Raw genomic sequence first — 23,875 nt, forward strand, 5'->3', positions numbered from 1 at the left:
GAATTGCAACGGCAAATATGGCAGATTGTTGACGATCACGTTTTTGTGACGGAAAGGTAGCTTGATTCGCTAACGTTAAAGGCTGGGGTTTGAAAAAACAGTAAATCACACTTACCTTTTTGACACTATTGTGAGCGATACGTTTTAAAGAGCCCACTTGGAATAGATTTCAAATTGATCCTTGTATTGTTACAATACTGTTTAGCGTTATTCTTGGAACTTCTGCTGATCGAAGCCTGCTATCCACGTTACCAGGCATAAATATAGCTTTTTGCAATATAAAAATGATCACAATTAGATTTGATCGTTCTTTCGTGGCTGCTTTTTTGGGCAGTACGGATTATACCGATAACGCCGGTCAAAGAAACGGAAAGGGAACCCTGGCTGACTACCGGCGCGGGCCGTTGCCGTTATCTGCACCGGAGAAGAAAACAGGGCCGCAAACCGGCGGTTTTTGGTTCGGTTCTTTGCGAAACAGGCCGGCAAAACCGGACGCATGGTGGACTCCCGGCAGAATCACGGCCCGGTTTCTTGTGGAATTGCGGGTATTGCCGTACTTTTGGGCCTTGAAGAACCCATCCGAGGATTTTTGGAATGGGTTTAGGGTCCCGTAGCTCAGTTGGATAGAGCATCTGCCTTCTAAGCAGACGGTCTTTGGTTCGAATCCAAACGGGATCACGAAAATTGATAGCAAGTATCTCTAAGTTAACTAGTTAGATACTTGCTATTTTTATTGTTGACTATATCATTGACGACTTTAGCCAGCCAAAATGCCCGGTTTTGCTCGCCCGTTTCGGTAATTCCTGACACTTTAACTTGTCAATTTGCAATCAAATTGCGCAGGGCGTCGAATGCGCTTATTTCGCGTTCTTCACAAGCGGCCATAAATCCGGCTTTGAGCTTGCTGCTAAGTTTGATATTCAAACGGCTGTCTTTCATTGCCTTAGTAAGTTCATTGTGTATTACTAAAGATAGTGAAAAAGGCATAACGTACATATAAATCAGGGAGTTAAACGTACGTACATTGTGCACATCTACTATTACAAATCCTTTACGCTCGCATACGATTTGTAAAAGATGAAACAACACATTCTTACCTTAATTGCTGCCTTGTTTTTTACACAAGGGGGGATTGCCCAATCTAGCGGCACCTTCACTGACGCGCGAGATGGTCAAACGTATAAAACGATCAGCTTTCAAGAAGCTTCGACGGGTAAAACCGTTACCTGGATGGCACAAAACCTGAACTACAAAGGTGAAGGTAGTTATGCTTATGATGATAATGAGAATAATCGAAAAGTAATGGGCTTGCTTTACACTTGGGAGGCAGCAAAAAAAGCCTGTCCCAATGGTTGGCATTTACCGACGGATAGCGAATGGGCTATGCTTGTGAATCAGTTTGGCGGTATGGACAGGGCCGGTGAAGCTCTAAAAAGCGTCAAGGGTTGGAGTGAAGACGGTAACGGCACGAACAGCAGCGGCTTTAACGCTCTTCCGGGAGGTATTCGCAGAAAAGGCAGTTATCACGTCTTGGGTTTTTTCGGTTTCTTTTGGACGTCCTCACCCGCGGGCGCTGAAGGTAAAGCCTGGGGATGGAACTTCCACTATGGTGGCCCTCCCAGTAGCAATAAACAAAACTTAACAAAAGCATTTCGTTTCGATGTCGATGTTGCTAACGGAGTCTCGGTTCGTCTGGTCCGGGATTAAGTTATTTGTAAATCTTGCATACCTCTACACGGCTAGCTTATTCCCAAATTTGGTAAAAAAAACGCGATTTAAACGACGTTGATTACCAGCAAGTTATGCTTTGTCTGCAAATCTGCGGGAAATTCTAAAACCCTCGATTTCGGGGGAATTGGCAATCAACGTAACGTCGCGCGTTTGAAATGCCTGACGTTCACTTTGCCGGTTCACAATCTGGTTCCGTTTTAAACAAGACCCGTTTGCCGTTACGCATTATCTCGAAATGGGCCGTACTTTGTTTGTATCATTTACCCTCTAGAATTTACTCAGCCTTTCCGACACAGCCCCGCATTGATGTGGGGCTGTGTTTTTTCAGAAGAGAAAATCATCTTTCATTCTCTGATTGCCTCATGGTGGCTCCGCTTACCGATCACGCCATGAGCGCCAATCTGCTAATCAACTATTTTATACCAGAAACTAACATAAAGCTATGTGCCTATTTTTATATTAGTTATTTGATTGTTTTCAGACAATATTTAAGCAAACTATATCGGGTATATGTATTTAAAATGGTTACGATGAACAAAATTGCTTTACTGTATTTAACCCTGTTTTTATTTCCATTGTCCGGCTGGGCACAGTTTGGAAAGAGTCCTTCTTTGCCTCGTTATCAGCCCGGTCTGGCGGTGGCAATCCGAGCGGGTACGGCGGGCGTTGGGTTCGATGTTTTTAAATCCATTGTGCCCCGGTTTACGGTTCGGGCCGGAGCCAGTCTGTTTTCCTATCAGGGTCAATTAGACAGCGGTAAGCCGACCGATGTAGTCCAGATAGCATACGATTACGAACTTAAATTGGCCTCCATCAATGCCCTGGTCGACTTCTACCCCTTCAAACGAGCCGGTTTTCGACTGACGACGGGTGTCTTCTATAACCTTAACCAGTTAACCTTCGACGGTACGCCCATGAAAGAGGTGAGGTTTAATGATGTGATCTTCACCAAAGAGCAGGTCGGCACCATCAACGGAAAGGCTGATTTTAACAGAATCGCGCCTTACGCCGGCCTGGGCTGGGGCCATCCATTTCGGGGTACCAAACTCAAGTTTATGGTGGATCTGGGCCTTTTCTACCAGCAATCCCCTCAGGTCACATTCGTCACGACCGGCATGCTCGAACCCTCCAGCGATCAGGGAGCGGTGATTGAGCAGAATCTGCAGCCCCTGACGTTTTATCCCATTCTGAATCTGGGCCTTTCCTATCGTTTGTAGTTTTTTATTTTACCTTTTTGTCTGTATGAATCTGCAATCAAGTTTACCCAAACGTGCCCTGATACACGGAACTACCCTACTGGTAGCTATAGTTCTGGCTATTTTACTCGGCAGCTGTAACGATTTGAAGAACCTTGACCCGTTGAAGGGCATTATTTATAAATTGAATTATCGACCCACCACTACGCAAATACAGGGGTTGGTAATTGATGCCAAAACCGGTCAGCCCCTCACCATTCCGGTTCAGGTAACGATTCTGGGAAAAGATGCCAGCCGCGTTGTCAATTTTAATGGAAAGGCCCAAACGACGTATAGTAGCCCGAAAGGTGATCTATTCATCGGCCTGAAAGGGGACGTCCCGACCCGTCAGGCAGCGGCTGAGCTCCGGGTGGTCGTTGATGCGGCTGGCTACATTCCGTCGGCTGTTGATCTGAAATTAACGAGAGACCTTAATTATCCCTTCATCATTCGTCTGGTGAAGGAAACCGATCCCCCGCAGGGAGTCATCGTCAAACAGGATCAGCTTACCCTGGCGACGAATGGAACCCTGCCAGCAGCAAAAGAAATCGTACTGGCCGCCACATCGTTGACAGCCCCCGCGACGATTCAGTTTGCCAGCGGAACGGTAATGAAAGATGAGCAGGGAAATACGGTTTCGGGCACGGTAGCGGCTACGATAGCGGTTTATTCGCGCCTGGCTAAGAGTATACCCGTTGGTTTAACGACGAAAGTGATCGAGAATGGCAACGCTAAGGACGTAACGCTCCACCTGGCCAATTACATCTCGGTGAACCTGGCTACCAAGGACGGCAAAAGTGTCACCTCGTTTACCAAACCGGTTGAGATCAAAATGGGAATCGCAGCTGGTTTTCCGAATTTGTCGACGGGCCAGCCAGTTAAAGCGGGTGATCAATTGACCGTCTACGCCCGCAATGAAAAAACGGGAAGCTGGGAATCCGTTCAGAAGGTGAAGGTCGAAGCCAAAGGCTCAGACTTCGTGGTTAGCTTTCCCGTTTCACATTTTACGGATTATGCCGTTGGTGGTAGTCTAGCTACTCAACCTGCTTTCTTTACATTTGTCGGGTTACCCTCAACTTTTTCTGTACTTTATGAATTGAATGTTTTTGTGCCTACTGTGTCGCGGCCTGATGACAATACCATTGTGGCGGCTGCAGGTACAGCGGGAAACAATAACATTGGTACTGGGGCGCCGGTCGGTGTACCTTTTACTTTGAATATATATGATGCCTTAGGGAATCTGCTGAGTCAGACCTCTGGTCAAAATCTTTCCGGGGAGCACCTTGTAACAGTGCCCCATCCCTCTGGCACAATCGATGTAGATTTTACCATCCGGGCCACGTGCGAAAATGGCAAAAACATCGAAGTTTATCCCACGACTCTGGTTCGATATGGTAAACCCGGAGCTGACCTCGCTACCTTTGCCGGTGTTACATTGGAAAATGGCCAGGGGAAGCTGGTCGGCTTAAAACCCAATACCACCTACGAAGCCCGGGTCGATTATGAAGGTGCCTGGTCGGCAATTTTTACCACCGGCACCACGTCGGAGAGCCGAAGTTTAACCTATGTGCTCAAATCGCATACCGAAGCCTGTAAGTAGTATTAAAGCGTCCAATAGACGGGGCAATACCCCTTCCCAAATTTCGAGTGTAATCCGTTGTCATTGTCTGGGTTTTCAATCGGTTTAAACGGATTGGCTACCATTTACATACCTCATTTGTCCACGTTTACTGGACGACGTATAGCGGCAGGGGCTGAGGGCTACTTTTCTAAACGCCGGGCGGTTTGTTTTTCATTCCGGAACCTGATAAGTTGTGCCCCGGATTGAGGTTCGGGGTGACCGGACTTTTTATGGAATTGAACAAAGGAGATGGCCTTACATGAACCTGACCGACCTGAACGCCCCTGGCGCATCCGGTTGCACGAAATCATCTTTGAAGCCGATACCCCCGCCGGAAAAGCGTTCGATATCGTTCTTATTGGTAGCATTCTCCTGAGTGTGGCTACGGTGATGCTGGAGAGCATCAGGAGTGTGCGAATTCACTACGGCCAGGTGTTGAACGGGGTCGAGTGGTTTTTTACGGGCCTGTTCACGATTGAATATCTTCTGCGGCTGGTGAGTGTGCGACGTCCCTTGCGCTATGCCCGTAGTTTCTTTGGGGTAGTCGATATTCTGGCCCTGTTGCCAACCTACCTGAGTTTGATCATACCAGGTACCCAGTACCTGTTTACGATCCGCATCCTGCGGCTGCTCCGGGTTTTTCGCGTCCTGAAATTGTCAGAATACCTATCAGAGGCCACCATTTTGACGAGTGCTTTGCGGGCGAGTCAGCGCAAAATCAGTGTATTCATCTTAACGGTTTTGACGTTAGTTATCATTCTGGGTTCGCTAATGTATATCATCGAAGGGGAAGAAAACGGTTTCGATAGCATCCCGACGAGCATTTACTGGGCCATTGTGACCCTGACGACCGTGGGGTATGGCGACCTGTCCCCCCAAACACCCGCCGGCAAAGTGTTAGCTTCATTAGTCATGGTGATGGGGTATGGCATTATTGCGGTTCCTACTGGCATTGTCACCGTTGAGATTTCCCAGGCTGCCCGGAAATTGAATAAAGTCAGTTCCCAAGCCTGCCCTTCGTGTGGTTTGGAAGGACATGATGCGGATGCGGTTTTCTGCAAATACTGTGGAGCCCAATTGTGATGCCGCCCTGGCTGGTGTTGCGCTCTAAACAGCGTCGGCGGGTAGTGCTTCGCTCCCTTGCTTCCGATAAAAACTTACCGGGTTGGCCGGAGCGCCAACCCGGTTTTGCCTTTACTCTGCAATCAGGCCGCCAGACGAACCAGCCTGATTCTTCAGGGTACACCTGTGCCCGCAGTCGATCCTTTGACGCTCCCTCAGGAAAAGACCCTTGTTTTCGGATCGGAGGGCAAAGTCTTTAACCGAATTGTTTTAAAAATTCGGTTAAAATGCCGTTTTTGAACGCATCGGATTTTCTACGCAAAACCGGGTCGGCAAATGGCTGATTCGGACGGGAATAGAAAGGCCGCAAAACCCTTAATTTTTGATCACTATGTACAATCGGATGACCCTGTCGATGCGGTTTTTGCTGCTTCTGACCCTCTGCCTGAGCACTACCTGTACGTTTGCCCAAACCCCAGCCACACCTTTACGCGTCATCGTTATCGGCGCCCATCCGGACGATTGCGACCTGGGGGCCGGCGGGGTGGCCCTCCAGTACTCCTCCATGGGGCACAAGGTGAAATTTGTCTCGCTGACCAACGGTGACGCCGGGCATCAGGACATGGGCGGGGGCGAGCTGGCCCAACGAAGGTACAAAGAAACCCAGGAGGTGGCCAGAAGGTTGGGGATTACCTACGACGTGCTCGACAATCACGACGGTGAACTGATGCCCACCCTGGAAAACCGGCTGGCGGTTATTCGCAAAATCCGGGAATGGAAGGCGGATCTGGTAATTGCTCCACGCACCAACGATTATCATCCGGATCACCGAAACACGGGCATTATTGTGCAGGATGCCGCCTACCTGGTCATCGTTCCCAATATTCTGAGTAGTGTGCCCCCGCTGGCCAAAAACCCGGTTTTTCTCTATTTTCGCGACGGTTTTCAGCGGCCCAATCCGTTTCGCCCCGACATTGCCATCGATATTACCGAAACACTGGCTAAAAAAGTGGAGGGACTGGATGCGCACATGTCCCAGTTCTATGAGTGGCTCCCCTGGACCCGACAGGATTTGGCTAACGTACCCAAAGATCCCACGGAGCGAAAAAAATGGTTGCTGGCTGCCATGGAAAAACGGTCTTCGGTGACGCCGGAAATTAAGGCCTCCCTCGAAAAATGGTATGGGCAGGAAAAGGCGGGAAAAATTAAATCGGTTGAAGTTTTCGAAATTTGCGAGTACGGACGACAGCCCGGCCCGGAAGAAATCAGGCGGCTTTTTCCCATGCTACCCCGTTAACCTGCCCCGCGCACCGGCGGGCAACGACAGGCCCTTCCGGGGAGTACGTCGCCGGTTTGGCCATTAACCCTCTTACTGCGTTTTTATCCGTAACGAACCCCTAAACCTGAATCACGTGAAATACTATTTTGTTGGGTTGCCTGTGTGTCTGATTCTTCTTTTGACGGTAAGCAGCGGCTGGCTGCACCTGCCTGAGCGCGACCAGAAGGAGGGGGCCAAAATGATGTATGGCGACTCCTCCCGGCTGGGCAGGCCCTACGCCAAAGATCCCCACGTCATTTCGTACAAAGGGCGTTATCTGATGTATTTTTCCGTACCGGCCTTTACGGACTCCAGCGGTGTTAAGCATGGGTGGGGAATTGGCGTGGCCGAAAGCCGGAACCTGATTGACTGGCGAAAAATTGCCGAAATTCCGCCCGTAGCGGACTATGAAAAAGCCGGTATCTGCGCGCCCGGTGCGCTGGTGAAAGAGGGGAAGGTGCACCTGTTTTACCAGACTTACGGGGGTGGTCCTAAGGATGCCATCTGCCATGCGTGGTCGGAGGACGGCATTCATTTTACCCGCAATGCCACCAATCCCATTTTTCGGCCGACCGGTTCCTGGAACTGTGGCCGGGCCATCGACGCGGAAGTGTACCGGTTTAAAAATCAGTATTTTCTGTATTTTGCAACCCGCGATCCGGGGTATAAAAAACAGATGCTGGGCGTTGCGGTAACGCCATTAAAAACATCCTTTAATCGGGAAGAATGGAAACAACTCTCCACCGATGGCTCGATTCTGAAACCGGAGCTGCCCTGGGAAGGTGAGTGTATTGAAGGGGCTTCGATCATTGAACGGAACGGTGAACTGGTGATGTTTTACGCCGGAGCCTACAACAACTGGCCGCAGCAAATTGGCGTTGCCAGTAGCAAAGATGGCCTGCACTGGGAACGCCAGCAAACAGCACCTTTTCTAAAGAATGGGGAACCGGGGGACTGGAACACCAGCGAGTCGGGACATCCGCATGTTTTTGAAGATCGCCATCACCAAACGTATTTGTTCTACCAGGGAAATAACGATAAAGGCCACACCTGGTTTTTGTCGAATGAAAAGCTGGTCTGGAAAGGAACCCGACCGGGGCTGGCCCGGCGTCCCTAACCCAATAAATCACCAAAACCCTGATTTGCCCGCCCGGAATCCGGTGGTTTTCGTGTTCGTAAAAAAAGCGATAATTTGGGCGAAAAACCGGCTGGATCAAGGCAGCGTTCAAAACCGGGGAGGCAGCGCGCGCCTGCTCTGTGAACTCTTGATGGGCCCTGAACCCGGTTTGAGGAGGAAATAAAAACCGCCCCCGACAACACTTTCGGGGGTAAATAACCGTTACTTTAACGATCAAATAGTAAATGCCCCCACCAATGCACAGGATTCTGATTCGGCTTTTCAATCGTTCCAGGGCCTTTTTTTCTTCTTCTCTTTTCCGTCTGACGGTCGTTTGCCTTGTCTTTACGGTGGCTTCCTGCAAAACCGGTGATGCCGTTGCGCCCGATACATCCACGTCGGACACGATCATCGGCTGGGGAGACAGTCTGACGCAAGGGGTGGGCGGGACGCCTTACCTGACGATTCTCGAACAGATGACGGGCTATAAGACCATCAACGAAGGCGTTGCCGGGCAAACCAGCCAGCAGATCGCGAAACGGATGCTGGCGGCCACCGACAAGCATTCCTACAATACGATTATCTGGGCGGGACGCAATAATTACTATGAATTGGAAAACGTCAAAGCCAATATTGCAGCGATGGTGGCGGCTTTGGGGCATAAGCGGTATCTGGTTATCGGAATTGTCAACAACATTGCCCCCAATGAGCAGGTTTTTGGCCAGGGCCACGAACGGATAACGCAGTTGAACAATGAGTTAAATAGAATTTACGGCGATCATTTTGTCAATATTCACACGTATCTGCTGGCGCAGTACGACCGCAATAGCGCCCGCGACATTATTGATCATACGGACGATGTGGTGCCGACCTCGCTGCGTTCCGACGAATTACACCTCAATACATCCGGTTATACCAAAGTTGCTCAACGGATCAACCAAAGCCTGAAAATTCTAACCAACCGCTGATCCCCGGCGGTTCTTTTACCGCCCCGGAATTCCGTGGCAGATGGGAACCGTCGATGCCGCCTGCCCCGGCCATTTCCAGGCCGGAACACCAATGCCGCGCCCAATCAGCATCAGGGCCAGAACGAGGGTGAAAACCGGTAACACCCGCACAAAGCGCGCACGAAGCTGAGCCGGAAACAGCGACGGAAGGAGTCGGATGCCCAGCAGGGCGGGCAAGGTTCCCGTGCCGAATAAGACCATATACACTCCTCCTTCAATGGCCGACGACTGAGCCAGCGCCCCCGTTAAAGCCACATAGACAAAACCGCACGGCAACAGACCATTCAGAAATCCGGCTGCCGCCAGATTGAGTAAGGAGGGGTTTCGGATCAGGCGGGTAAGGGGGGTAGTTAATTGCTTGAAAAATAGCGTAGTAGGTAAAAAGCCGAATTTCCGATTGGTTAGTGTCCAGAGAAGGAGCAGTGCGCCGGTGCCGATGGATAGGGGGCGTTGCAAACCCGCCAGCCAGAAGCCTTGCCCCGTCAGACCCAGGGCCAGCCCCAGCAGGCCGTAGGCACTCAACCGCCCGGTATGGTACAACAGCGTCGCCGGAAACCGTAGGTGGGGTTTCAGTCGCCCGATGGGCAGCGCCATGGCCAGCGGACCGCACATCCCGACGCAGTGGAGGCTACCGACCAGACCGGTCAGCAAGGCGGCTGAGTACCAGAGATTCATGGTAGGAAAACGAATGAGTACTGAAAAACCGAAACCGGCTTACTGAATCGCAAGGGGTTTCTCCACAAAATAATCCTGCCGTCCGTCGGACCAGGTGAACTGAATCCGCCAGTTGCCCTTGGCCAGGTTGGCGGTAGAAAGCCATTGACGGCCTGGTCCGGACTCAATCCGTACGAATGAATCCAGTTGCCGGTCGGAGGGACGGTAGAACTTGATTTCTCCGCGCTGAAATCCGTCGGGCAGTAGAAAATGGATTTGCTGCCGATCCGGCTGATACGTAAACTCGACTGGCTGGCCGAGCCGGGCGGTTCGGCTGATGCGATCAATGTGTTGCTGATACGCGACCTCCGTCTGGTAATAGTCGTCGCGAACCAGATCGACCTGCTGGCGACTCATCAGAAAAACGAGACTGCCGATGAAACCGGCGAAGACAATAAAAACCGCGATAATACTTTTGCCCCAGTTCATGGTTTTGGAAGTTATGCGTGACGAATTACAAGTGGTGATGGGCCGCTTCTGCGGTTGGCGTTGCCATTTCTGAGCCGTAGCGGAGCCCAATTCGTCACTCATAACTCATTACTGCTTTTAGTTTGGTCCTAAAAAAGTGGTTGACGTCCGGTCGATCACCTCGTTGCCGGACAGGATTTCTATTTCCAGCCGGGTACTGTTTTGCCGGATTGATTTTTCGGGTAACCGGATAAAAAATACCCCCTTGGCCAGTGCATTGGAGGGAATATGCGTTATGGGTTGAACCAGCCGAATCTGCGCATCCGGGCGATTGGTCCGGAACGAGATGGGCAAATCCTGGTACGTTTTGTTGATAATTTCGATCGTGTACAGGTTGGTGACATACCCGCCCGGTTCGCGCTGGAACAGTTGGCCCGGAGCCCGCAAAACCGTCGTTTCGATGGTGGGCCGACTGACTAGCAGATACACCAGAATGCCGATCAGGGCTACCAGGACGGCGGTATAGGCTTTCATGCGCCCCGTAAACCGCAGCGGTTTTTTCTGTTCGATTCCCTCGTGCGAGTCTACCCGAATCAGCCCGCGTGGGAGATCAATTTTGTCCATCACGTGGTTGCAGGCATCAATGCAGGCCGTACAATTGATGCATTCCATCTGCAACCCATTGCGGATGTCGATCCCCATCGGACACACCTGAACACAAAGCGCACAATCGACGCAATCGCCCTTGGGCGTACTCGGCGCGGGCAGGTTCGTTGTCTGTTTAACCCGCTTTCCTCTCGGTTCGCCACGGAGATAGTCATAGGCCACCACCAGCGAGGATTTGTCCAGCAACACGCCCTGAAGCCGGCCGTAGGGGCATATGGTCGTACAGACTATTTCCCGCAAACGGGCGAAGACGAGGTAAAAGAGACCGGTGAAAATCAAAATGGAGGCCAGCCCCCCCAGGTGATTGGTTATCTTGTCGGTTGCGATCCGGAACAATTCATCTTTCCCGATGATGTAGGCCAAAAACAGGTTGCTGATCAGGAAGGAAATCAGAAAGAAAACCGTGTGCTTGGCGGTTTTTTTCAGGATTTTGTCCCGCGTCCACGGGGCAGCATCGAGACGGCGTCGTTCGTTGGGACTGCCCTCGATCCAGATTTCAATTTTGCGGAAAACCATCTCCATGAAAATCGTCTGCGGGCAGGCCCAACCGCACCAGACCCGGCCATACACCACGGTAAAGAGCGCAATGAAGACGATGAACGTGAGCAGGCCAATGGCGACGAGGTGAAAATCCTGCGGCCAGAACGGAACGCCAAAAAAGATGAAATTTCGCTCCACCACATTGAACAGAAACAGCGGATGGCCGTCGATGCTCAGAAAAGGACCGGCAAACAGAGCCACCAGCAATACCCAGGCAACGCCGGTTCGCCAGCGGAGCAGATTACCCTTCTCGATGCGGGGATACAACCAGGTCCGATTGCCTTTGGAATCGGAAGTAGGCAACTGGTTGCGAAAATTATCCTTGGGTACGATCGTCGAGTCCATGGTGAAATCTTGGTTAGTAACACGGGGTTGATCAGGGAGTATCAGAGGTAATCAGGGAAAACCGGATCATTCCGATGCCCTCTGATCAACGCGGTGAAACAACGTTGCTACTTCAACGCTACCGGCTCGGCAGTCGCCTTTTCGCCCTGCGGTTCTTTGGCATTGGCCGGTTTGGTTCCCTGAAGGGATAGAATGTAACTGGATACCTGCTGAATCTGGAGGGGGTTCAGCTGGTTTTTCCAGGCCACCATGCCTTTGTCCGGAACCCCTTCGGTGATGGTGTGAAAAATCGCCTTGATGCTACCGCCGTGCAGCCAGTATTCATCCGTCAGGTTGGGGCCGATCACCCCCTCCGCATTCTGTCCGTGGCAGGCAGCACAGAACTGGGAGAAAAGCGTTTTGCCGGCGTCGATGGCGGGGCCATCATTCAGGACCGTTACGGAGTTTTCATTGATCGATCCAGCGACTCTGGCGATGTAGGCGGCCCGCTGTTTTTCGGCGACGGCTACTTCCTGCTGGTATTCCTTCGTCATGATATTGCCATCACTGAAAACATGGTAGACCAGCAGGTAAATGATCCCGATGGCGATCGTTCCGTAGAACAGGGACATGAACCAGGGGGGCGTCGGATTGTCGAGTTCGGCAATGCCGTCGTACTGGTGCTCCATCATCAGTTCTTTCTCCTGTTTGAGTGGGCTCAAGCCCGCAAAACGTTGCCAGAAGCTGCGGGGGTCGCTGACGGATTGGGAAGAATCTGCCGGTCCCGCCAGTTGTTTGAGGGTATTGTAAAGAAAGATCGCAACGCCCAGCAGCACAAGGCCGGCCATGAGCAGGAGTACCAGAACGATGACCAGGACCAGATCCTCCGTGCTTTCAATCTTGATCCATTGGGCGGTGGGTTCGCTGGCGAGTAGGAGTGTAAATCGGTTCATAGTGAGTTGACTAAGACTGTTGATCGTCTAGCGGAAGCTGGCTGATTTTGTGGATGTGATTTTTGTCCACGACCAGCAGGTAGATGCCAACCAGCACAAAAAAGAGCAGAAAGGTCAGAAACGATGCGACCATGTAGACATCGGCCCCCGGGATTTTATCGATGAATTGCTTGAACATACCGTTGGAAAGTTAAGAGTGATGAGTGAAAAGGGATGAACTCGGGCGCGAAGCGCTTTTTATTAATTCATACGTCTTCACTCATTCACGTATCATTCTAGTTTCTTGATATCTGTGCCCAGGCGCTGAAGGTAGGCGATGAGGGCGATAATTTCCTTGTCTGAATCGACCTTGATGCCTTCCTTCGCCAGCCGTTGACTGACCTCGGCCGCCTGGATCTGGGCATTGGATTCGGCATGGGCGATCTGCAGATTGTCATACGGCACCCCGATGGCTTTCAGCGCTTTCAGCTTGGCGGAGAGGGTCGACAGGTCGAGGTCCTGCTCCAGCAACCACGGGTACGGCGGCATGATCGAACCGGGCGACATCGACGTTGGGTCGCGCATGTGGTGGTAGTGCCACGAGTCGGGATACTTGCCGCCTTCGCGGTGCAGATCCGGACCGGTCCGTTTGGAACCCCACAGGAACGGGTGGTCGTAGACGAATTCGCCGGCTTTCGAGTACTCGCCGTAGCGTTCGGTTTCGCTCCGGAACGGGCGCACCATCTGGGTATGGCAGTTGACGCAACCTTCCTTGATGTAGATATCGCGCCCTTCAACCTCAAGCGCCGTGTACGGCTGAACCGTGGCAATGGTTGGCACGTTAGACTCCACCATGAACGTTGGCACCAGTTCAATGAGCGACCCGACCAGAATCATCACCAGGGAGCCAATCAGGAGCGGAATGGGCTTGCGTTCGAACCAGCGGTGCCAGTAGGTATCCTGCCCTTTGGCCACGTATTCCTTTTCCAGGGCCGGAGCTTCGGCGGGTTCGTTGGCGGTCAGCGAGCCGGCGGCCATCGTTTTGAACAGGTTGTACGCCATCAGAATGGCACCAATCAGGTAGAGCGCTCCCCCCGCAGCCCGCATCATGTGCATGGGCAGAATTTGAAGGGTCGTTTCCAGGAAACTGGGGTATTTCAGGGTTCCTTCGGGCGTAAATTCTTTCCACATCATCCCCTGCGTAAAACCGGAGATGTACATCGGAATGGCGTAGAACAGAATGCCGAGAGTACCGATCCAGAAATGGATATTTAGTAGTTTCTTGGAATACAGGGGCGTATGGTACAGCCTTGGAATCAGCCAGTACAGAATCGCAAACGTCAGAAAACCGTTCCAGCCGAGTGCGCCAACGTGGACGTGGGCCACAATCCAGTCGGTAAAGTGCGCAATGGCGTTGACGTTTTTCAGCGACAGCATCGGTCCTTCGAACGTGGCCATCCCGTAAGCGGTCAACCCGACGACCATGAATTTCAGAATCGTATCTTCCCGGACTTTATCCCAGGCTCCGCGCAGGGTCAGCAACCCGTTGATCATCCCGCCCCAGGACGGTGCGATCAGCATGATGGAAAACACGACACCCAGCGACTGCGCCCAGTCGGGCAGTGAAGTATAGAGCAGGTGGTGCGGTCCGGCCCAGATGTAGATGAAAATCAGCGCCCAGAAGTGCAGAATTGACAGCCGGTACGAATACACCGGGCGGTTTGCCATTTTGGGCAGGAAGTAATACATCATTCCCAGGTACGGCGTTGTCAGGAAAAACGCCACGGCGTTGTGGCCATACCACCACTGCACCAGCGCGTCCTGCACACCCGCGTAGAGGTAATAGCTCTTGAACAGCGTGACGGGCATCTGAAACGAATTGATGATGTGCAAAACCGCAACGGTGACGAAGGTGGCGATGTAGAACCAGATGGCCACGTACAGGTGACGTTCCCGGCGTTTGATGATCGTACCGAACATGTTGATCCCGAAAACCACCCAGATCAGCGTGATGGCAATATCGATGGGCCATTCCAGTTCGGCGTATTCGTGGGAGGTGTTAATCCCCAGCGGCAGCGTTAAAACCGCCGATACAATAACGGCCTGCCAGCCCCAGAAATGAAGCTTACTCAGAAAGTCGCTGAACATCCGGGCTTTACAAAGCCGTTGCAGCGAGTAGTAAACGCCCATGAAAATGGCATTGCCAACGAACGCAAAAATGACGGCGTTGGTGTGCAGGGGACGGATGCGTCCAAACGTGGTGTATTGATTCCCGAGGTTGGCCGCCGGAGCCACTAACTGAGAGGCTACAAGAACGCCCACCAGCATGCCGATTACCCCCCAGACGACTGTGGCCACGGCAAAATTGCGGACGATGGCGTTGTCATAGGCGAAGCGCTCAACCACCGAAGCGGGTTGAATCGGTATTCGGCGGCCGGAATCGGGTAGCGCCGGGATTCCGGGGGTGGAATCGGGTTGAAGAGTTACATTCATAGGGACGATTGGTTAATTGTCTGTGGTTGGGAGTGCGGTTTTGGATCATCGTCCAGCAGCACGCGGATGGAAGGGGTGTAGAGGTCATCGTGCTGACCGTGGCGCATTGACCAGAAAAAAGCCCCCAGAAACCCCAGGGCCAGCACCAGGCTGATGCCGATCATGAAAAAGATGACTTGCATGACGGTTTTAGTAACTATTACGGGTTCAAAATTGGTCAATTGGTTACGGGGTATGAATGAGCTTGGTCAACGGAGCGGGTGATTTGAGTCAGTCGGGCAGGAACAGGGACTTTTTAGTACGGGTTTGGGCTTCCTCAGCCTTCCAATCCGGAAACAATTCCCGGAACCCGGTGGTCCGGTGTATCGGAGGCCTGCCGTTCGGGGATTTATTTTGAGAGAAAACCGGCCGAAAACAGGGGGCGTTCCGGACTGTATTATCCGGATAATTCTTGGTGATTTTCCTGAAAAAATACAAAAATGGGAACAATCACCAGCTTCTGAATGTCTATCAGGTATCCATCATTTTTACCGGATATGACGCGCCGACAACACGCTATTGTTATTCTGATTTTAGGAACACTGACAACGATCAGTCCCTTTTCCATCGACATGTATCTGCCCGGTTTTCCGGCCATTGCCAAAAGCCTGCATACCACGATCGATCAGGTTCAATTATCGTTAACAGCCTACCTGATCGGAATTTCGTTCGGACAGATTCTATACGGGCCGTTGCTGGATCGGTACGGCCGGAAACTCCCATTATACGGCGGCCTGGTGCTGTACCTGGTTGCCTCAGTAGGCTGCGCCCTGACAAATTCGATTGAAACGTTGATTCTGATGCGTTTGCTGCAGGCTCTGGGTGGTTGTGTTGGTCTGGTAGCGGCTCAGGCGCTGGTGCGTGACCTGTTTCCGGTTTCAAAAATCGCCCAGGTGTTTTCCCTATTAACGCTCGTGGTGGCCGTTTCGCCCATGATTGCTCCGACGATTGGGGGGTATGCAACCGTGGCGATGGGCTGGCATTCAATCTTTCTGATTCTGGCGGGCATTACGGCCCTGATTATCATCGCTATTTATTTCGTGCTGCCGGACGGGAAAAAACCGGATCCTTCGTTGTCGTTGCGTCCCAGAGCGGTCGTGAGTAATTACCTGACCGTCATGAAACAGCCGCAGTTTCTGACCTACTCCCTGGTGGCGGGCATTGCTACCTCGGCGCCTTTTGCCTACATCGCGGGTTCGCCGGACGTGTTCATGAATATCTACCACCTCAGTGAGCAGCAATACGGGTGGATTTTTGCCTTTTTATCCATTGCCATCATTGCGCCATCTCAATTAAATCATATTCTGCTGAAACGGTTTCAGAGCGAACAAATCATCTTTACAACCCTTGTTCTGCAGTCGATTGTTGGTATTTTGATGCTTGCGGGAACCTGGGCAGGGTGGTTTGGTCCGTATGGACTCATTGCGGTTTTGTTTGTATTCCTGCTGGGGCAAAGCCTGACGGGCCCCAACGCGTCGGCGCTTTCGCTGGCTCCGTTTACCCGCCATGCTGGCAGTGCCGCGGCCCTGATGGGCAGTTTCCGGATGGGATTTGGCGCGCTGGTTTCGGCATCCGTCAGCATTTTTCACAACCGTACCGCCATCCCGATGGTGGGGATGATGACCTTGTGTGTGGTGACGGGTTTGGTGGGGTTGCTCCTCGGTCAACGAGTGATTCACTACCGGACCAAAAAAGCGGCCGTCAACGAGCCGCTCTCGGAAGTAGCGTTGTAAGCTATTTTTTCTAGCCAAAAAAAGCCGTAGCGATCTGACAAATTCGCTACGGCTTTTTCCATTTTGGAATGGGCTTACGATTGGCTGGCTGCGGCTGCGGGTTGTTCCTGAACGGCGCTGGGGTCCATCCACATGACTTCCCACAAGTGGCCGTCCAGATCCTCAAAACCGTGTCCGTACATGAACCCCTGATCCTGCTTCTCATTCGGCGTCGTGCCACCGGCCGCAACGGCTTTGCTGACCACGTCATCGACGGCTTCCCGGCTATCGGCCGAAAGGCAAATAATCGATTCGGTCACTTTGGAGGCATCGGCTACCTCTTTCTTGGTAAACGATTTGAAGAACGGCTCTACCAGTAACATTACGTAAATGTCCTCGCTGATAATCATGCAGGTTGCCTTTTCATCCGTGAACTGGGGATTGAACGTGTAACCAAGTTTGGTGAAAAAATCAACGGATTTGTTCAGGTCTTTCACGGGCAGATTTACAAAGATTTTCGTTGCCATGCGTATTTGAGGTTTAATGTTTACCTAACAAAGGTAAGACCGTTGCGCATCAGCGATAGCGTGTGATTGCGACAAATAGGAGGGGATTTGCGACAATATTTTTTGTCATTTTTTGGGATTTTTTTTGAGTCGCGGGAAGATCGATGAAGTCTGGTTTTTTATCGATCAACCCACCGGTTTTACCGACGTTCACCCCCCGGCCGAGTCGAGTTTTCGGGCCGTTTGCCCGGATCGATGTTGCCATTTTTTAAACTATATATTCTTCAGCGTGTCTATAAGTCATTCATCACAAAATCGCATAACGTCATGAAAACGATTCTTAAAAAATACATTCCGCTGCTGTTGGCGGTTTTGCTGGCAGGGCAATCGGTACAGGCGCAGATTTTGAAACGCTGGAGTCCACAGGCCAAAGGCACGGCTATCGGTGCCGGAGCGGGAGCTGCCGCCGGAGCGATCATTCATAAGCGAAACCGGGTCGTTGGCGGTGTGGTCGGCGGAGTGGTCGGTGGTGCCGCCGGATACGCCATTGGTAAACATATCGATAATAAACGCAAAAAAGCCGCCTGGGAAGAAGCCGGTCGCCGGGCTGCGGAACGTCCCGTGCTGGCATCTCATACCGGGGCAGCGCCTTCCATTACCAAGTCGTCGTCCCGGGTGATGCTGCCCGCAAAAACGCCCGCATCCGTACCGCAATTGCCAGTCGCTGCAACACAGCAGGCCGCGGTAGCTGAGACGAATCCGGCGTTGTACATTCTGAATCAGGGCTATTTGCCGAATCCGTTTTATGGCCAGTCGGATGCGCCCTACGGGTTAACCGAATACCGGCAAAAAAGCTGGTAACCGTACCCGGTTTTCATTCATCTCTAACACTAAATCGCCATCATCATGAAATCTGTTTTGCATCTGTTGTTGTTCACCATGCTGACTACGGCCTGTTCAACAACAACCCAGGAAACCGTTACAATTCAGGAGCTTAATAAGCAGTTTATTAGTGCCTGGAATACGAAAGAAGCTGACAAAATCACCGGCTTTCTGGCCGAGGACGTTCAGTTTGTGCAGGGAAGCAGTCATTGGCAGGGAAAGTCCGAAGTGGCGTCCAAATGGGTCCGGACCACACTTCCGACCCTGGAGGGCCTTAAAATTTACGCGCTGAGTTCGGGCATGGATAGCCAAACGGCGTATGAAGCGGGAACCTTCTCGGTGGAGGTACTACCCGCCAGCCCGGACGAACCCAAGGGCAAAGGCGAAGGCAATTTCATGCTTCTCTGGAAAAAAAGCCCCGATACGGGCTGGAAACTAAGTTACGTTCAGCTGGAGGATTTGCCCGTTCGGACCAGCACCGCCGTGGTTCCCACGAGTCTGATCCCCTAAGTTCCCTTCTAAAAAGATCGGATGGGGCCGGAGCGTATAGTTCCGGCCCCGTTTTTTTTGATTCCTACCGAGTTGCCTAATAATGGTAACTGATAGCGATCAGGTGGTGACGTGATGGGCCTCATGGCAAAACCGTTGGGGGGGCAGCACCTTTGCGGGTATGGTAATCCGGTTTTACGGCCTACTTGTTTCACCTCTAAACGTTACGGAGAGCCCGTCACGCTCGCTACTATTGTATGCCCATTCTGCTGTTTTTTCTGGCCCATTGGTACCTGTCGGTGCTGATGCAGACTTTTTTTCTCCACCGTTACGCAGCTCACCAGATGTTTACGATGAGTAAAGCCTGGGAGAAGTTTTTTTACGTTCTGACGTTTCTGGCGCAGGGGTCGTCTTTTCTGAGCCCGCGCGCTTACGGAATCATGCACCGGCTGCACCATGCCTACGCCGACACCGAGAAAGACCCGCATTCGCCCGACTTCTCGAACGGGATTTTCGACATGATGTGGAAAACGAAATCCTTCTATAACGATATCGTCCACAACCGCGATACAATCCCGGAAAAGTTTAAGAAAGGCGTCCCCAACTGGCGCTGGATGGAGTGGTTTGGCGATCGCTGGGCGGTTCGGATTGCCTGGGGAACGGCCTATACCCTGTTTTACCTCTATTTTGCGACCGCCTGGTGGATGTTTTTGCTGCTGCCCATTCATTATTTGATGGGGCCGGTTCACGGTGCCATCATCAACTGGTATTCCCACCGCTACGGCTACACCAATTTCGAAGTGAACGATACGGCTAAAAACCTGCTGCCGTTTGATTTTCTGATGATGGGAGAGGCCTACCACAACAATCACCACAAATTCGGCGGGCGGCCCAACTTCGGCGGTTTTCGCTGGCATGAGTTTGATCCGGCCTATCCGCTGATTGTGCTGCTGGATAAGTTGAAAATTGTGCACCTACGACGGGGGCGCGATCTGGAGTATATGTAAAAGGGGCGTTAAGCCCCTTTTTTTCTGTTATTTACGTAACCCTAAACGGTTTTTAACAGCTTCCGGCCCCGCCACCGCATGCCCAGCGTGGCGATGAATACCATCGTGGCGGAACTCACCGGCATCAGGATGGCGGCCACGACGGGCGATAGATTTCCGCCGATGGCAAACGATAGCCCGATGCAATTGTAGATCAGGGAAATGCAGAAGCTGAACCGGATCAGGCGCATCCCAAACCGGCTGTAGGCCAGAAACGCGGGCAAATCTTGCAGCGCATCGGCTTCCAGAATTCCGTCGCTGGCGGGGGTAAACTGAATCGTGTCGTCGGTTACGGCAATGCCCACATCCGCCTGTTTCAAGGCTCCGGCGTCGTTCAAACCATCACCCACCATCAGGACCTTCTTGCCGGCTTGCTGCAACGAGCGGATGACATCGAGCTTCTGCTGCGGATGGCAATCGAAAACCATCTGATTCGGGCCGGAAAACCAGCGTTGGAGATCGGCGCGGGCGGCATCGTTATCACCGGAAAGGAGCTGGAGCGAGTAGTTCGTCCGCAACTTCGACAGCATGGTTCGGATGCCCGGCCGGTATTGATTGGGAAACCAGAAACAGCCGCGATAGACGTCGTCGATGCTGACGTGAACAACGGAGCCCTCGCCCCCGGTTTCGGAGCCTGTGGATGGTTGAACGAACGAACGTGAACCAATCCGGACGGGGATCTGCCCGTCGATTAATCCCCTGATGCCCTGGCCCGGAATTTCCGTCAGGTTGCGAACCGGAAAAACCGTCGCTTCGGACAAATAAGCGGTGAGTTTGCGACTCAGCGGGTGAATCGACTGGCGCGTCAGCGATGCAACCAGCGAACGCTCGGTTTCGGTCAGCGGGTTTTCAAAATTCTCCACAACCGGAGCCGTGGTGTTGGAGGTCAGCGTCCCGGTTTTGTCGAACACGATGGTATCGCAGGCCGCCATTTGTTCCATGATGTCGGCATTCTTCAGGTAAAACTTCAGCTTCCCCAGCATCCGCATGCCATTGCCGAGCGCGAAGGGATACGAGAGCGACAGGACGCACGGACAGGCAATGATCAGAATGGCCGTAAAAGCATTGACGGCTTTCGTCGGATCATTGACGTACCAATAGGTGCCGACCAGAAAAGCCAGCGTTAAAACCGTGATGGTGAAATAATTGCCAACCGCGTCGGCGAAGGTGCGAATCCGGCTGGGTTTGTTTTTGCGGAAGGCGTCATTGTTCCAGAGCTGAGTCAGGTAGCTTTGCGAGACTTCCCGGACCACTTCCAGTTCGATGGCTTCGCCCAGTTGCTTGCCGCCCGCGTAGAGCAGCGAACCCGGTTTTTTGGGCTCCGGTTCCGACTCGCCCGTGACAAAACTGTAGTCGATCGTCGCCTGACCGTGGTACAGAATGCCATCGGCCGGAATCAATTCCCCGTTGCGAATCCGGATGCGGTCGCCTTTTTTCAAGGATGCCACCGGAACCGACTGTTCGCCGGTTGGTACCAACCGGGTCACCGCCAGCGGAAAATACGATTTATAATCGCGCTCGAACGACAGAAAATCGTAGGTGCGTTTCTGAAACCATTTGCCGATGAGCAGGAAGAAAATCAGCCCCGTGACCGAATCGAAATAGCCCGACCCGGTGTGGGTCAGCACTTCGTAGACGCCCCGGAAATACGCGGTCAGGACACCAACCAGAATCGGCAGATCGATATTGATCATCTTCCGGCGCAGGGCCGCCCCGACCGACTGAAAGTATTCCCAGCCCGAGTAAAAAACCACCGGTGTCGCCAGCGCCCAGTTCAGGTAGCCGAACAGCCGCTGAAAAGCCGGGTCGTCGAGTCCCAGGTATTCGGGGAAGCTGAACAGCATGATGTTTCCGGCGCAGAAACCGGCGACCGCCAGTTTGTACAACTGCGGTTTGTACGACGGTTTTTGCTGCTCCTGCACCACATCGTTCAGGCTGATCAGCGGTTCGTAGCCCAGCGAGGTCAGGAGTTCGGCGAGTTGCCGGAGCGACAACTCCTTGGGCCGGAACGAAACGTGAACGTGCTTTTTGAGAAAATCGACCGTGGAGCGCTGGATGGCCGGGTGGAGTCGGTAGAGGTGTTCCAGCAGGTACAAACAGGAACTGCAATGGATGGAGGGAACGTAAAAAGTAACCCGTGACTGCTGGCCATCCGTGAACTCGATGAGTTGAGCGATGATATCGGGATGATCCAGAAACTCCAGCCGGGGCAGTCGGGGCGATTGGCCGGGTGCCGTCGTCAGATCGTAATACTGACAGAGCTGGTTGTTGTTCAAAACCTGATAAACGGCTTGGCAACCTTCGCAGCAAAACGGTTTATCTTCAAAAAAGAGGGAGCCGTTGTCACACGACTGGCCGCAGTGGTAACAACTGAGGCTCGTAACCGTACTCGTATTCATGATCTGTAAATTTTCCGAAATCTCGCTGTTTATCAGACCGGTTTTCCTGAGAAGAATCAGTTCGTACCCTGATTTTGCTTACAACCCGGGAGCAGAATTTGGGGCAGCTTTGAAAAAAAATCAGGACGGAAATACACCCGGTAACTTCGAAAGCCGACCGAAAACCGGTTTTTCGTTCCATTCCTGTGATTCCGGTTCTTTAGCTTATGTCGACGCTCATTCAGAAATACAATGTTCCCGGCCCGCGCTATACCTCTTACCCGACGGTGCCCTTCTGGGAGCCCGATTCATTCAGCGAAACCGCCTGGATCGATCAGTTGCAGCAGCGGTTTTCGGCTAGTCACGGGGAAAAGGGCATCAGTCTCTACATTCACCTGCCGTACTGCGAGAGCCTTTGTACGTTCTGCGGTTGCAACAAACGCATCACGAAAAACCACGCGGTCGAACAACCGTACATTGACGCCGTGCTGGCCGAATGGAATCTCTATTGTGACCTTTTGCCGGAAAAACCGCGCATTGCGGAACTGCACCTGGGCGGAGGAACACCGAGTTTCTTTCAGCCCGAAAACCTGAAACGGCTGCTGGATGGCCTGTTCGTGTCGGCCATTCGTCCGACCGACGGGTTTGAATACGGCTGGGAGGGCCACCCCAACAACACCACCCGCGCGCATTTACAGGTTCTGTACGATTACGGTTTTCGGCGGGTCAGTTTTGGCGTACAGGATTATGACCCGGTCGTTCAGCGGGCCATTCATCGGATCCAACCGTTTGCCAATGTGCAGCAGGTGACCGCCTGGGCGCGGGAAATAGGCTATACCTCCATCAGCCACGACCTGGTTTTCGGCCTGCCTTTTCAACGGATCGAATCCATCCGGCAAACCGTCGAACAGACCCTGCAACTCCGCCCGGATCGGATTTCGTTTTATTCTTATGCCCATGTTCCCTGGCTGAAAGGCAACGGCCAGCGCGGTTTTCGCGACGAAGATTTGCCGTCCGGCGACCAGAAACGGGCCTTGTACGAAACTGGTCGGGCGATGCTGGAAGCCAATGGGTATTCCGAAATCGGGATGGATCACTTTGCCCTGCCCCACGATTCGTTGTACAGGGCGCAGCAGACCGGCACGCTGCACCGGAATTTTATGGGCTACACCACGCAGCAAACGGAGGTACTGATCGGCCTGGGCGTGTCGGCTATTGGGGATACCGGAACCGCTTTTGCCCAGAACGAGAAAGAGATCAACGCTTACCTTCATCGGGTGCAGGCCGGACAACTGCCGCTGCTGCGGGGCCACCAACTCAGTGGGCAGGACCGGTTTATTCGCCGGCAGATTCTGAATATCATCTGTCGGTCGGAAACCCGCTGGCAGCCCGATGACTGGTCGGAAGAGGAATGGGAGCAACTGGAACCGAAGTTAAATGACCTCAGCGCCGACGGGCTGATTACCTTCGACGATGGCGGTTTGCGGGTTTTGCCGCTGGGTCAACCATTTCTGCGCAACATCTGCATGGCTTTTGATGTACGATTGCAACGGGCTAACGCAACCAGAAATCTGTTTTCCCAGACGGTTTAATGAGAAAATCACCAGGCCTTGCTAGCCGGGATGATCTGATCATCCCGGCTAGCAACCATTCAT

At 52.5% G+C, this 23,875-nt stretch carries 22 protein-coding genes and 1 tRNA gene; 13 read left to right on the forward strand and 10 right to left on the reverse strand.

Annotated features, from left to right (window positions below; all coding sequences use genetic code 11):
* The first annotated feature begins 604 nt into the window (after nucleotides 1–604).
* The 8 genes from ACFPMF_RS00710 (at nucleotide 605) to ACFPMF_RS00745 (ending at nucleotide 9,052) form a co-directional block, all read left to right on the forward strand.
* Nucleotides 605–678 (forward strand) — tRNA-Arg (locus ACFPMF_RS00710).
* A gap of 399 nt (nucleotides 679–1,077) precedes the next feature.
* Entirely contained in the window at nucleotides 1,078–1,707 is a 630-nt protein-coding gene (locus ACFPMF_RS00715) for an FISUMP domain-containing protein (RefSeq protein ID WP_379840496.1), read from the forward strand.
* Between the two features lie 635 nt (nucleotides 1,708–2,342).
* Nucleotides 2,343–2,948 carry a hypothetical protein gene (locus ACFPMF_RS00720; RefSeq protein WP_379840497.1) on the forward strand — a complete coding sequence of 202 codons (606 nt, stop codon included), beginning with the start codon at nucleotides 2,343–2,345 and terminating at the stop codon, nucleotides 2,946–2,948.
* Nucleotides 2,949–3,072: 124 nt separating this feature from the next.
* Nucleotides 3,073–4,566 carry a hypothetical protein gene (locus tag ACFPMF_RS00725; protein WP_379840498.1) on the forward strand — a complete coding sequence of 498 codons (1,494 nt, stop codon included), beginning with the start codon at nucleotides 3,073–3,075 and terminating at the stop codon, nucleotides 4,564–4,566.
* A gap of 270 nt (nucleotides 4,567–4,836) precedes the next feature.
* Nucleotides 4,837–5,670, forward strand: coding sequence for an ion transporter (locus ACFPMF_RS00730; RefSeq protein WP_379840499.1), 834 nt, complete (start codon nucleotides 4,837–4,839; stop codon nucleotides 5,668–5,670).
* Between the two features lie 370 nt (nucleotides 5,671–6,040).
* Nucleotides 6,041–6,946 carry a PIG-L deacetylase family protein gene (locus ACFPMF_RS00735; protein ID WP_379840500.1) on the forward strand — a complete coding sequence of 302 codons (906 nt, stop codon included), beginning with the start codon at nucleotides 6,041–6,043 and terminating at the stop codon, nucleotides 6,944–6,946.
* Between the two features lie 115 nt (nucleotides 6,947–7,061).
* Nucleotides 7,062–8,084, forward strand: a complete 1,023-nt coding sequence (locus tag ACFPMF_RS00740; protein WP_379840502.1) for a family 43 glycosylhydrolase — start codon at nucleotides 7,062–7,064, stop codon at nucleotides 8,082–8,084.
* A 257-nt stretch (nucleotides 8,085–8,341) separates the two neighbouring features.
* Nucleotides 8,342–9,052, forward strand: a complete 711-nt coding sequence (locus ACFPMF_RS00745) for an SGNH/GDSL hydrolase family protein (RefSeq protein ID WP_379840503.1) — start codon at nucleotides 8,342–8,344, stop codon at nucleotides 9,050–9,052.
* A gap of 15 nt (nucleotides 9,053–9,067) precedes the next feature.
* Here ACFPMF_RS00745 and ACFPMF_RS00750 read toward each other — a convergent pair whose 3' ends face one another.
* The 7 genes from ACFPMF_RS00750 to ccoS form a co-directional block, all read right to left on the reverse strand.
* The gene (locus ACFPMF_RS00750; protein WP_379840504.1) at nucleotides 9,068–9,766 is read right to left on the reverse strand and encodes a sulfite exporter TauE/SafE family protein; all 699 of its coding nucleotides are present in this window, start codon (nucleotides 9,764–9,766) and stop codon (nucleotides 9,068–9,070) included.
* 39 nt (nucleotides 9,767–9,805) lie between these two features.
* Entirely contained in the window at nucleotides 9,806–10,336 is a 531-nt protein-coding gene (locus ACFPMF_RS00755) for a FixH family protein (protein WP_379840505.1), read from the reverse strand.
* Nucleotides 10,337–10,351: 15 nt separating this feature from the next.
* On the reverse strand, nucleotides 10,352–11,764 hold the full coding sequence (gene ccoG / locus ACFPMF_RS00760) for a cytochrome c oxidase accessory protein CcoG (RefSeq protein WP_379840506.1): 1,413 nt from the start codon (nucleotides 11,762–11,764) through the stop codon (nucleotides 10,352–10,354).
* 107 nt (nucleotides 11,765–11,871) lie between these two features.
* Nucleotides 11,872–12,696: a cbb3-type cytochrome c oxidase N-terminal domain-containing protein gene (locus tag ACFPMF_RS00765; RefSeq protein WP_379840507.1), complete on the reverse strand. Its 825-nt coding sequence runs from the start codon at nucleotides 12,694–12,696 to the stop codon at nucleotides 11,872–11,874.
* Nucleotides 12,697–12,706: 10 nt separating this feature from the next.
* Nucleotides 12,707–12,874: a hypothetical protein gene (locus ACFPMF_RS00770; RefSeq protein ID WP_379840508.1), complete on the reverse strand. Its 168-nt coding sequence runs from the start codon at nucleotides 12,872–12,874 to the stop codon at nucleotides 12,707–12,709.
* A gap of 92 nt (nucleotides 12,875–12,966) precedes the next feature.
* On the reverse strand, nucleotides 12,967–15,168 hold the full coding sequence (ccoN, locus tag ACFPMF_RS00775; RefSeq protein WP_379840509.1) for a cytochrome-c oxidase, cbb3-type subunit I: 2,202 nt from the start codon (nucleotides 15,166–15,168) through the stop codon (nucleotides 12,967–12,969).
* On the reverse strand, nucleotides 15,165–15,350 hold the full coding sequence (gene ccoS / locus ACFPMF_RS00780) for a cbb3-type cytochrome oxidase assembly protein CcoS (protein WP_379840510.1): 186 nt from the start codon (nucleotides 15,348–15,350) through the stop codon (nucleotides 15,165–15,167). Before ccoS ends, ccoN begins: the two co-directional genes overlap by 4 nt.
* Before the next feature lie 354 nt (nucleotides 15,351–15,704).
* Here ccoS and ACFPMF_RS00785 point away from each other — a divergent pair, with 354 nt between their 5' ends.
* Nucleotides 15,705–16,940 carry a multidrug effflux MFS transporter gene (locus tag ACFPMF_RS00785; RefSeq protein WP_379840511.1) on the forward strand — a complete coding sequence of 412 codons (1,236 nt, stop codon included), beginning with the start codon at nucleotides 15,705–15,707 and terminating at the stop codon, nucleotides 16,938–16,940.
* Nucleotides 16,941–17,014: 74 nt separating this feature from the next.
* On the opposite strand, the gene ACFPMF_RS00790 is transcribed toward ACFPMF_RS00785, so the two are convergent.
* Both ACFPMF_RS00790 and ACFPMF_RS00795 read right to left on the reverse strand, forming a co-directional pair.
* Nucleotides 17,015–17,446, reverse strand: coding sequence for a VOC family protein (locus ACFPMF_RS00790; protein ID WP_379840512.1), 432 nt, complete (start codon nucleotides 17,444–17,446; stop codon nucleotides 17,015–17,017).
* A gap of 49 nt (nucleotides 17,447–17,495) precedes the next feature.
* Nucleotides 17,496–17,690: a hypothetical protein gene (locus tag ACFPMF_RS00795; protein WP_379840513.1), complete on the reverse strand. Its 195-nt coding sequence runs from the start codon at nucleotides 17,688–17,690 to the stop codon at nucleotides 17,496–17,498.
* Nucleotides 17,691–17,752: 62 nt separating this feature from the next.
* On the opposite strand from ACFPMF_RS00795, the gene ACFPMF_RS00800 reads away from it, so the two are divergent.
* The 3 genes from ACFPMF_RS00800 (at nucleotide 17,753) to ACFPMF_RS00810 (ending at nucleotide 19,803) form a co-directional block, all read left to right on the forward strand.
* A complete protein-coding gene (locus tag ACFPMF_RS00800) occupies nucleotides 17,753–18,286 on the forward strand; it encodes a YMGG-like glycine zipper-containing protein (protein ID WP_379840514.1) in 534 nt (177 codons plus the stop codon).
* Between the two features lie 45 nt (nucleotides 18,287–18,331).
* Entirely contained in the window at nucleotides 18,332–18,817 is a 486-nt protein-coding gene (locus ACFPMF_RS00805) for a YybH family protein (protein ID WP_379840515.1), read from the forward strand.
* Nucleotides 18,818–19,053: 236 nt separating this feature from the next.
* On the forward strand, nucleotides 19,054–19,803 hold the full coding sequence (locus ACFPMF_RS00810; protein WP_379840516.1) for an acyl-CoA desaturase: 750 nt from the start codon (nucleotides 19,054–19,056) through the stop codon (nucleotides 19,801–19,803).
* Between the two features lie 41 nt (nucleotides 19,804–19,844).
* Here the strand turns inward: ACFPMF_RS00810 and ACFPMF_RS00815 are convergent, their stop codons facing one another.
* Nucleotides 19,845–22,241, reverse strand: a complete 2,397-nt coding sequence (locus ACFPMF_RS00815; RefSeq protein ID WP_379840517.1) for a heavy metal translocating P-type ATPase — start codon at nucleotides 22,239–22,241, stop codon at nucleotides 19,845–19,847.
* 206 nt (nucleotides 22,242–22,447) lie between these two features.
* On the opposite strand from ACFPMF_RS00815, the gene hemN reads away from it, so the two are divergent.
* On the forward strand, nucleotides 22,448–23,812 hold the full coding sequence (gene hemN, locus ACFPMF_RS00820; protein WP_379840518.1) for an oxygen-independent coproporphyrinogen III oxidase: 1,365 nt from the start codon (nucleotides 22,448–22,450) through the stop codon (nucleotides 23,810–23,812).
* Nucleotides 23,813–23,875: the final 63 nt, after the last annotated feature.

This window comes from Larkinella bovis, from assembly GCF_042655385.1.
GTDB classification, from domain to species: Bacteria; Bacteroidota; Bacteroidia; order Cytophagales; family Spirosomataceae; genus Larkinella; species Larkinella bovis.